A 9,419-nucleotide genomic window follows, 5' to 3' on the forward strand; every position below is an offset into this window, starting at 1 on the left:
ATCATGACGGGTGACGCCGGCTCGGGGACGCGGGAGTTGCTGCTGGTCCTCGCGGTGGCGGGGGCGGGTCTGCTGCTCGCCATGGTCGCCGCGTTCGGTCCCTGGCACCCGACCGCGGACCGGGCCGCCCGGGCCGGGCTGGTCGTGCTGCACAGCCCGACCGGGCGGGTCGGCGGGCCGAGCACGAGCTGAGCCGCGCCGCCGGCCGGCCGGTGCCGGGAGCGGCGCCGTCAGCGCGTCCCGGCGCGGTCCACCAGCAGGTCGGCGAGGGTGGTCCGGTCCACCACCAGGGCGATCGCGCCGTCCACCGCGAGCCAGACGTCCCGCAGCCCGGTGGCCACCCCGTGGTAGCCGGCGCGGTCCGCCGGCAGGCCCCGCACGCTGGTCAGCGAGCCGCCGACCGCGCGCAGCACGTCGCCCACGCTGATCTGGTCGGCGGGGCGGGTCAGGGCGTAGCCGCCCTCGGTGCCCCGGTGGCTGTGGAGCAGCCCGGCCCGCCGCAGGTCGAGCAGGATGCCCTGGAGGAAGCTGAGCGGGATGTCCTGGCGCTCGGCCAGGCTCGCCGCCTTGACCAGCTCGCCGCCACCGTTGGCCGCGCCGTCGGGGGACCCGGCGGTGTCGGCGACGGCGAGCATGGCCCGGAGCGCGTAGTCGGCTCTCGCGGAGACGTACACGGGCTCAGTTGCCGGCCTGGTCCAGCACGCCCCAGCGGCGCCGGATCGCCTTGTCCGCGGCGCCGAACGCGGCGTCCACCAGGATGCCCACCACCAGGATGACGATCATGATCGCCATCAGCCGGGGCGCGTCGGAGAAGTCCCGCGCGTAGGTGAGCTGGGCGCCGATGGACGTCCTCTCGGCGATGACCACCAGCAGCTCGCCGGCCATCAGGCTGCGCCAGGCGAACGCCCACCCCTGCTTCAGTCCGGCCACGATGGCCGGCAACGCGGCGGGCGCGATGACGTACCGGTAGAGGTTGAGCCCGCGGGCGCCGATGTTGCGGCCGGCCCGGATCAGCAGCGGTGGCACGTAGTCGACGCCGTGGATGACGCCGTTGGCGACGGACGGCGCCGCGCCGAGCACCACCACGAAGAAGATCGCCTGCTCGGTGAGCCCGAAGAGCAGGATGGCCAGCGGGAACCAGGCGATCGAGGGCATGGTCTGCAGCGCGGTGATCATGGAGCCGAGCGCGGCCCGGAGCACCTTCACCCGGGCCACGGCCAGCCCGAGCACCAGGCCGACGGCGACGGCGGCGGCGAAGCCGACCGCGGCCCGCCGGCCGGTGGTGGCCAGACCGTCCCAGAACGCGGCGGTGAGCACATAGTGGCCCAGGTCCGCGCAGACCGTGGCCGGCGGGGAAAGCGCCCACTCGTCCTTCCAGCCGGTCCAGACCACGGCCTGCCAGAGCCCGATGGTCAGCGCCAGGGCGGCCAGCTTCGGCCAGGTCGCCGACCAGAACCGGCGTACCCGGGACGGTCCCTTCTCCCGGCCGGCAATCTCCAGCGCGTCCAGGCCGGAGATCTCCGCGTCGGTACGCGGAGCCCCGGCGAGCGTGTCACTGGCCATGGCGGCCCACCTCCGTACGCAGCCGGTCGGTGACCTCGGCGGCGATGTTCGCGATCTCGGGCGAGTCGATGCGTCGGGGCCGGGGCACGTCGACCGGGGTCGAATAGATGATCCGGCCGGGCCGGCTGGAGAGCAGGATGATCCGGTCGGCGAGCCGGGCGGCCTCGCGGACGTTGTGCGTCACGAAGAGCACGGTGAGCTTCCGCTCGGACCAGATCCGCTCCAGCTCGTCGTGCAGGATGTCCCGGGTCATCGCGTCGAGCGCGCCGAACGGCTCGTCCATCAGCAGCACCGGGGTGTCCAGGGCGAGGGTGCGGGCCAGCGCGACCCGCTGCCGCATGCCGCCGGAGAGCTGGTGCGGCCGCTTGCGGCCGAACTCGGACAGGTGGACCGTGCGCAGCAGCTCGGCGACCTTCGCGCGGCGTTCGGCCCGGGGCAGCCCGCGCAGCTTCAGCGGCACCTCGAGGTTGGCCTCGACGGTGAGCCAGGGAAAGAGCGCCGGCTCCTGGAACATCAGGCCCGGGTTGACCCCCTCGTCGAGGTCGATCCGCCCGCCGCTGGCCCGGTCCAGGCCGGCGACCAGGTTGAGCAGCGTGCTCTTGCCGCAGCCGGAGGCGCCGACCAGGCAGACGAACTCGCCGGGCGCGACGTCCAGCGACACCCCGTCCAGGGCCAGGACGGCGTTCTCGCCCTGGCCGTACACCTTGGTCACGCCGCGCAGCGCGACCGAGCCGGTCGCACTGCGCGGCGTCGTGGTGGTCGACGTCACGGCTGGCTGACCTCGGACTTGCCCTCGGCCTTCAGCACCTCGTTGAGGAACTTCAGGTCGTAGAGGCCGTTCAGGTCGACCGGCTGGGTCAGCTCGACGGCGACCGCGTGGTCCAGGCCGGCCTTCAGCGAGGAGGCGATCGGGTCGTTGGTGAACTCCAGGGTCGGCCACGCCTGCCTGATCAGCTTGACGTCCAGCGGCTTGCCGGTGATCTTGCCGATGTGGTCGGAGATGGCCTGCTGCGCCTCGTCCGGCTTGCTGTGGACGAACTCGTTCGCCGCGACCTGCCCCTCGACCAGCTTCTTCACCACGTCCGGATGGGCCTTGAGGAACTTGGTGCTGACGATCAGGTTGGTGATGACGAACTTCTTGTCCGGCCACAGGTCCCGCTCGTCGACCAGGACCTTGCCGCCGGCGTTGACCAGGCGGGAGACGAAGGGCTCCGGCACCCAGGCGCCGTCGATGGCGCCGCTGGCGAAGGTCTCCACCGTCTGCGCGTTCTCCTGCGGGACGACCTTGACGTCGCCGCCGCCCTGCTTGGTGGTCTTCAGGCCCTTGTCCTTGAGCCAGTAGCGCAGCGCCACGTCCTGGGTGTTGCCGAGCTGCGGGGTGGCGATCTTCTTGCCGCGCAGCTGCTCGACCGTGGTGATCTCCGGCTTGACCACCAGGGCCACGCCGCCGGAGGCGGCGCCGGAGACGACCCGGACGGCTTCGCCCTTGGACTTGGAGAAGGCGTTCACGGTCGGGTTCGGACCGATGTACGTGGCGTCGAGCGCGCCGGAGAAGATCGCCTCGATCGCGGCCGGCCCGGCGTTGAAGGTCTTCGTCTCCAGCGTGACGTCGCTGCCCAGCTTCTCGGCGAAGATGCCCTTCTGTACGCCGACCACGGCGGGGGCGTGGGTGATGTTGGGGAAGTAACCGAGCCGCAGGGTGACCGGGCCGGACTTGCCGGCGGCGCCGTCGCTGTCGTCGCCACAGGCGGCCGTGGCGCCCAAGGTGGCCGCGCCGACGACGGCGAGCGTGGCGAGGGAGACCAGCCGGCGGAAGGGGAGCCGTCTCATCATTGTCCAATCCACAGTATTCCTACTTAGTTGGTAGGAAGAGTGGGGCAGGTCGTGGCCGGCGTCAAGACCGATCCACGATCCGGGACGCCTCGCTCCGGCGTTCTCGGCAATTCCCACCCGTTCAGTGGACTTCGCGGCGCCGGTCGGGCCACCGGCGGGACCGCCGTCCGGGCCGCCGCCGGAATCCGCCCGGCACACTGCCCACAGCTGCGCCGAGGAGCCGGGTACGCGGGGGGCCGACGCGCTACTGTCGATCTCGTGCCGACGCGGAGAGCGAAGATTCCAGCGACGAAGTACCCGGTCGAGCGGTTCAGCCTCGACAACGGCCTGCGGGTGGTGCTCACCCCCGACCGCAGCGCCCCGGTGATCGGGGTGGCGGTGGTCTACGACGTCGGCATCCGCTCCGAACCCGAGGGACGCACCGGCTTCGCCCACCTCTTCGAGCACCTGATGTTCCAGGGCTCGGAGAACCTCGAGAAGCTGGCCCACTTCCGGCACGTCCAGGGCGCCGGGGGCACCTTCAACGGCTCCACCCACCTGGACTACACCGACTACTTCGAGACCCTGCCGAGCAACGCGCTGGAGCGCGCGCTGTTCCTGGAGGCCGACCGGATGCGCGGCCCCCGCCTGACCGAGGAGAACCTGCGCAACCAGGTCGACGTGGTCAAGGAGGAGATCCGGGTCAACGTGCTCAACCGCCCGTACGGCGGGTTCCCCTGGCTGACCCTGCCGCCGGTCATGTTCGACACCTTCCCCAACGCGCACGACGGGTACGGCTCCTTCGACGACCTGGAGTCGGCCACCGTCGCCGACGCGGCCGACTTCTTCCGCCGCTACTACGCCAGCGGCAACGCGGTCCTCGCGGTCAGCGGGGACGTCGACGTGGCCGAGGCGACCGAGCTGATCCAGCGGCACTTCGGGGACGTGCCGGCCCGGCCCGCCCCACGGCGCCCCGACTTCACCGAGCCCGACCTGACCGCCGAGCGGCGCGCGTCGTACCCCGACAAGCTGGCGCCGCTGCCGGCGGTGGCCGGGGCCTGGCGGGTGCCCGACCCGGTCGACGACTTCGCCGGCTACCTGCCCTACGTCGTGCTGGCCGAGGTGCTCACCGACGGAGACGCGTCCCGGCTGGTCGAGCGGCTGGTCCAGCGGGACCGGACGGTCACCAGCCTCGGCGGCTACCTGGGCTTCATGGGCGACCCGTTCGACGTACGCGACCCCACGGCCCTGCTGCTCCAGGCGCACCTGCCGCCCGGCGGCGACGTGGACAAGGTGCTGCGCACCATCGACGAGGAGCTGGACCGGCTGGCCACCGACGGGCTGACCGAGGGCGAACTGGCCCGTACCCAGGCGCGCATGGCCACCCACCTGCTGCGCGACACCGACGCGGTGCTCGGCCGGGCGCTGCGGATGGCCGTGCTGGAGCAGCAGCGCGGCGAGCCGGGCCTGCTCAACGAGCTGCCCCGGCTGGTCGGCGAGGTCACCGAGGAGCAGGTCCGCGCCGCCGCCGCCACCCTGCGGCCGGAGCGCCGCGCGTCCATCGAGGTCATCGCCGGAGGTGCCAGGTGAGCGCGAGGAGCGAGCCGGGGTTGCGAGCACCGCAGTCGCGAACGGAGGCGGGTCAGTGACGGCAACCGTGGAGACCGGGACGCGGCCGCTGCCGCCGCTCGGCCCGAACCGCAAGCTCAAGCTGCCCAAGCAGGCCGAGCGCACGCTCGCCAACGGGCTCACCGTGATCGCCGTACGCCGGCCGGCGGTGCCCCTGGTGGAGCTGCGGCTCTGGATGCCGTTCGGGCGCACCCACCTGGCCCGCGGCGCGATGCTCGCGGAGACCATCCTCTCCGGCACCGCGACGATGACCGCGAATCAGATCGCCGCCGAGCTGCAGCGGGTCGGCGGCGGGCTCTCCGCCGGGGTCGACCCGGACCGGCTGATGCTCTCCGGGGCCGGCCTGGTCACCGGGCTGGACCGGATGCTGGAGATCCTCGCCGACGTGCTGACCGGGGCCACCTACCCCGCGGAGTGGGTCGACACCGAGCGGGACCGGCTGGTCGACCGGATCCAGGTGGCGCAGAGCCAGCCCGCGCACCTGGCCCGTACCGCGCTGCTGAAGCGGATCTACGGCCGGCACCCCTACGCCGTCCAGACACCGGAGCCCGACCAGGTCCGCGCGGTCCGCCCGCCGGCCCTGCGCAAGCTGCACGCCGAGCGGGTGCACCCGGCCGGCGCGGTGCTGGTGCTGGTCGGCGACGTGCAGCCGGAACGCGCGGTGGACGCCGCCGAGCAGGCGCTCGGCGGTTGGCGCGGGGGCGGGCACCCCGCCGAGCTGCCGCCCGCCCCGCCGCTGGAGCCCGGTCCGCTGCTGCTGGTCGACCGCCCCGGCTCGGTGCAGTCGTCGCTTCGGCTCGCGCTGCCGGCGGTCCCGCGCACCCACCCCGACCACGCCGCGCTGCAGCTGGCCAACCTGGTCTTCGGCGGCTACTTCTCCTCCCGCTGGGTGGAGAACATTCGGGAGGACAAGGGCTACACGTACGGCCCGCACTCGCTGGTCGAGCACTCGGTGGCCGGATCGGTGCTGGTCGCCGGCGCCGAGGTGGCCACCGAGGTCACCGCCCCGGCGCTGCTGGAGACCATGTACGAGCTGGGCCGGCTGGCGTCGTTGCCGGTGCGGCCGGAGGAGCTGGAGCAGGCCCGCCAGTACGCCCTCGGCACACTCCAGCTCGGCATGTCCACCCAGGCCGGGCTCGCCTCGCTGACCAGCGCGTACGCCGGCAACGGGCTGCGCCTGGACTTCCTTGCCGAGCACGCCGCCCGGTTGGCGAAGGCGACCGTTGCGGACGTCGCCGAGGCCGGGGCGCGCTACCTGTCCCCGGCGAAGGCGGTCACCGTCGTGCTCGGTGACGCCGACCGGGTCGCCGGGGCGCTGTCCGCCCTCACCCCGGTGCGCACGGAGTCGGCGTGACCGGTGAGGCCGCCCCGCCGCTGGCCCGGTCCACCCTGGACCGGGCGGCGCACCGGCGTACCGACCCGGGCTGGCTCGCCGAGGCGTGGCAGCGGGCCCGGGTGCTGGTGCTGGACTCGACCGACGACGGCCGCGCGCTGGTCCGGGGCGAGGCGGCCCCGCCGGAGCTGGTGCTGCTCGACTCCGGCGAGCTGCCCGAGGTGCCCCGGTCGATGCCGATGTTCCTCGGCGTCGAGCCGGACGGGGTGCCGGTCTTCGCGGTGGACGCGCCGCTGCCGGCGCTGCCCGGTGCCCGGGCGGTCAACCTGCGCGAGGTGGGTCATCTGCTCGTCGACCGGGACGCGGGCATCTTCACCACTGCGCTCGCGCTGCTGAACTGGCACCTCCGGCACGGCTACTCGTCCTCGACCGGGCAGCCGACCCAGGTGGACGAGGCGGGCTGGTCGCGGATCGACCCGGACGGCGGCCGGGTGTGGCCGCGTACCGACCCGGCGATGATCGTGCTATTGCACGACGGGGTCGCCGGGCCGGAGGGGCGCTGCCTGCTCGGCAACAACGCCACCTGGCCGAGCACTCCCGGGCAGCGTCGCTTCTCCTGCCTCGCCGGGTACGTCGAGCCGGGGGAGTCGGCGGAGGCCGCCGTGCTGCGCGAGGTCCGCGAGGAGGTCGGCGTCGGGGTCGAGGAGATCGCGTACGCGGGCAGCCAGTCCTGGCCGTTCCCGGGCTCGCTGATGCTCGGCTACCTGGCCCGCGCCGACGCCGACGAGCCGGTACGCGTCGATCCGGCGGAGATCGCCCATGCCCGCTGGTTCACCCGGCGCGAGATCGGCGCCGCCCTGGCCGGGCGCCCGGTCGACGCGGGCGAGGGCAACCTGCTGGTCCTGCCGCCGCCCTCCTCGATCGCGCTCTTCCTGATCCACCGCTGGCTCGACGGCCACTGCTGACGCGGGGCCGGGCGCGGTCCCGGCCCGTGACCGTCGTTGCCGCGAGGGTCACGGGCCGGGAACACGGGCCGTCGTGGTCGGCTGGGGCAAGGAACACGGCGGGGGAAGCCGGTCCGGCCACGACGGACGTCAGGTGCGGGTCAGGTGCGCTCCCAGCGGTACGGCTGCCCGGGGTCGGGTTCGGCGAGGGGCACCACCTTGACCCGTTGCCGGCCGGAGCGGACCGCCCCGACGGTGGCCAGGGCCCGGGCCAGCACCAGCGCGGCCTCGCGGTCCTCGGCGTGCACGACCTGGCGGCGGGGTTCCGGTGTGGTGGTCTCGTCCCGCAGCCGGCCACCGCCGGCCCAGGCGGCCGCGATGTCGTTGTCGGCGGCGGTGCGGATGTCGGTGCGAACGATCAGGAACCGCATGGGTGTCCCCCGGACGGATCGCGACGGACGAGTACGCGCTGGAACTTCCACGTCACTCTTTCGTCATGTTACGCCCGGTGGTCGTCCCAGCAAGTGAAACTCGACGATCCCCGGCGGGGTAGACCGATCGGAGGACCCCTGGTCAGGACGGTCGTCGGCAGTGGACACGCGAGAGGGCCGCCGGCGCTGCGCCGACGGCCCCTCGGTCATCGGCGGATCAGTTCAGATCGAACTGTCCGTTCTTCGCGCCGGCGATGAAGCCGAGCCAGCCGGTCCGGTTGAACAGCAGCACCGGGCCACCCCGGTCCTTGCTGTCCCGCAGGGCGACGGCCGCCGGCCCGGTCCGCAGCGGGGCGACCTCCACGCAGTTGGAGGTCTGGCTGCGGGTGCTGGTGCGCCACGGCGCATCGGCGAGCTGCTGGGCGAGGCCGGCCGGGCTGTTGCGGATCTCGTTCATGGTCCTGCTCCTGCTCTGGAGTGCTCCGATGGGGGCGAGTGACGCCGCAGGCCGGACGGATCCGTCCCCTCGTGGGGTCACCGATCCGTCGTGAGGCGCCCCGAGTTCCGGCGGCGCTGGACCGGCGCCGTTGCCGGGCCGTACGCCGCCGTGGCCTCGGGTGCCGTGTCGGTCAGCCGCCCCGTCGCCTCGATGAGCCAGGAGAGGGTGTCCGATGCGGAGAGCGCCGCCGAGCATAGCCACTCGAACGCCACTTTATAGCGATTTAGGGCGTTTGCCTCGGTCGACATGACGTCGGTGAAGCCACCTTCGATCGCGAGCGTCTCCGGATCGAGCGGATCGGCGAACCGGTAGACCGAGAAGGCGGTCGGCGGGAGGTACCAGTCGGCGATCCGGGTGTCCCGCAGCAGCAGGTGCAGCGTGACGTTCGGCAGCATGGCCAGCTCGCAGAGGTGCACGATCTGCTCGTGCAGCACCTCGGGCGGCCCGGCTCGCCAGCCGAGGGCCGCGTCCTCCAGGACCGCGGTGTAGCGGGGCGCGTCGGGGGAGCGGGTCAGCAGCGACTGCCGGGCCTGCCGGGCGCGTACCTCGGTCTCCGGGTCCTCGCCGGTCTCCGGGTCGCCGGCCTGCTCGGCGACCTGGGCCGCGGAGATGATCCGGTGCCGGGCGTAACCCGGGGTCTGCAGCAGCCCGGGCACGATCACCGGGTTGTACTCCGAGATCTCCGCGCAGCCCGCCTCCAGCTCGGCGAAGCCGCGCTGCTGCTGGGTCATCACCGGGAAGTTGCGCAGCCAGCCGCGCATGTCGCCGGCCTCCTGGGTGATCCCCAGCAGCTCCTCGTGCAGTTCGTCCTCGGCCCCGTAGAGGGCGAGCAGGTCCCGGACGTCGTCCGGATCCGGGCGGCTGCGGCCGTTCTCCAGCCGGGACAACTTGGACGCGGAGGCCCAGCCGACCCGCTCGATGACCTGGTCCCCGGTGAGACCAGCTGCCTCGCGCAGCCGGCGCAACTCGGTGCCGAGCCTGCGCCGGCGCAGGATCGGGCTCGGTACGGCAGGAGGCACGATGTCCTCTTCTCCGTCGACCGCCGCAGGAGGCGACGGTAACTGTATGGAATTCGCCCCCCACGGCCAGTATGGACGGCGCGACCGGTGTCGGAGGTTCCGGCGAGGGCGTGTCTCGCGAGAAAAAGAGGACCGTGGAGAGGTGCCGGCCGCCCGACGACGGCGTCCCGGCCGGCACCGCCCCCGACG

The 9,419-nt window shown here is 73.2% G+C and carries 11 protein-coding genes; 4 read left to right on the forward strand and 7 right to left on the reverse strand.

Translation table 11 applies throughout. The features are described 5' to 3' along the window. Positions 1-192 (forward strand): hypothetical protein (locus DKT69_RS29915; RefSeq protein WP_438361891.1); only part of this gene is annotated, 192 nt, incomplete at its 5' end. A gap of 38 nt (positions 193-230) precedes the next feature. Here DKT69_RS29915 and DKT69_RS29920 read toward each other — a convergent pair. The 4 genes from DKT69_RS29920 to DKT69_RS29935 are packed head-to-tail and all read right to left on the reverse strand — an operon-like array spanning position 231 to position 3,393. Next, positions 231-674 (reverse strand): RrF2 family transcriptional regulator, encoded by a 444-nt coding sequence (locus DKT69_RS29920; RefSeq protein ID WP_109804800.1) that lies wholly within the window; start codon positions 672-674, stop codon positions 231-233. Between the two features lie 4 nt (positions 675-678). Further along, complete coding sequence (locus tag DKT69_RS29925) at positions 679-1,563, reverse strand: ABC transporter permease (protein WP_109804801.1); 885 nt, start codon at positions 1,561-1,563, stop codon at positions 679-681. Further along, entirely contained in the window at positions 1,553-2,332 is a 780-nt protein-coding gene (locus DKT69_RS29930; RefSeq protein ID WP_109804802.1) for an ABC transporter ATP-binding protein, read from the reverse strand. The genes DKT69_RS29925 and DKT69_RS29930 overlap by 11 nt, the downstream gene beginning before the upstream one ends. Next, on the reverse strand, positions 2,329-3,393 hold the full coding sequence (locus DKT69_RS29935; RefSeq protein ID WP_109804810.1) for an ABC transporter substrate-binding protein: 1,065 nt from the start codon (positions 3,391-3,393) through the stop codon (positions 2,329-2,331). Before DKT69_RS29935 ends, DKT69_RS29930 begins: the two co-directional genes overlap by 4 nt. Before the next feature lie 261 nt (positions 3,394-3,654). Here DKT69_RS29935 and DKT69_RS29940 point away from each other — a divergent pair, with 261 nt between their 5' ends. The 3 genes from DKT69_RS29940 to nudC are packed head-to-tail and all read left to right on the forward strand — an operon-like array spanning position 3,655 to position 7,302. Beyond that, complete coding sequence (locus tag DKT69_RS29940; protein WP_109804803.1) at positions 3,655-4,965, forward strand: M16 family metallopeptidase; 1,311 nt, start codon at positions 3,655-3,657, stop codon at positions 4,963-4,965. Between the two features lie 55 nt (positions 4,966-5,020). Next, positions 5,021-6,358: a M16 family metallopeptidase gene (locus DKT69_RS29945; RefSeq protein ID WP_109804804.1), complete on the forward strand. Its 1,338-nt coding sequence runs from the start codon at positions 5,021-5,023 to the stop codon at positions 6,356-6,358. After that, positions 6,355-7,302, forward strand: coding sequence for an NAD(+) diphosphatase (nudC, locus tag DKT69_RS29950; protein ID WP_109804805.1), 948 nt, complete (start codon positions 6,355-6,357; stop codon positions 7,300-7,302). Before DKT69_RS29945 ends, nudC begins: the two co-directional genes overlap by 4 nt. Before the next feature lie 140 nt (positions 7,303-7,442). Here the strand turns inward: nudC and DKT69_RS29955 are convergent, their stop codons facing one another. The 3 genes from DKT69_RS29955 to DKT69_RS29965 form a co-directional block, all read right to left on the reverse strand. Then, positions 7,443-7,712 (reverse strand): hypothetical protein, encoded by a 270-nt coding sequence (locus DKT69_RS29955; protein WP_109804806.1) that lies wholly within the window; start codon positions 7,710-7,712, stop codon positions 7,443-7,445. A 217-nt stretch (positions 7,713-7,929) separates the two neighbouring features. Then, positions 7,930-8,169 carry a DUF397 domain-containing protein gene (locus tag DKT69_RS29960; RefSeq protein ID WP_109804807.1) on the reverse strand — a complete coding sequence of 80 codons (240 nt, stop codon included), beginning with the start codon at positions 8,167-8,169 and terminating at the stop codon, positions 7,930-7,932. A gap of 77 nt (positions 8,170-8,246) precedes the next feature. After that, the gene (locus DKT69_RS29965; protein WP_109804808.1) at positions 8,247-9,230 is read right to left on the reverse strand and encodes a helix-turn-helix domain-containing protein; all 984 of its coding nucleotides are present in this window, start codon (positions 9,228-9,230) and stop codon (positions 8,247-8,249) included. Positions 9,231-9,419 lie beyond the last annotated feature (189 nt).

Origin of the sequence: Micromonospora sicca (assembly GCF_003172935.1) — a bacterium.
GTDB lineage: Bacteria > Actinomycetota > Actinomycetes > Mycobacteriales > Micromonosporaceae > Micromonospora > Micromonospora sicca.

Bases quoted from the DNA above. Each gene is read 5' to 3' on its own strand.
- DKT69_RS29925 (WP_109804801.1), bottom strand. From the start codon at position 1,563: ATGGCCAGTGACACGCTCGCCGGGGCTCCGCGTACCGACGCGGAGATC.
- DKT69_RS29935 (WP_109804810.1), bottom strand. From the start codon at position 3,393: ATGAGACGGCTCCCCTTCCGCCGGCTGGTCTCCCTCGCCACGCTCGCC.
- DKT69_RS29955 (WP_109804806.1), bottom strand. From the start codon at position 7,712: ATGCGGTTCCTGATCGTTCGCACCGACATCCGCACCGCCGCCGACAAC.
- DKT69_RS29960 (WP_109804807.1), bottom strand. From the start codon at position 8,169: ATGAACGAGATCCGCAACAGCCCGGCCGGCCTCGCCCAGCAGCTCGCC.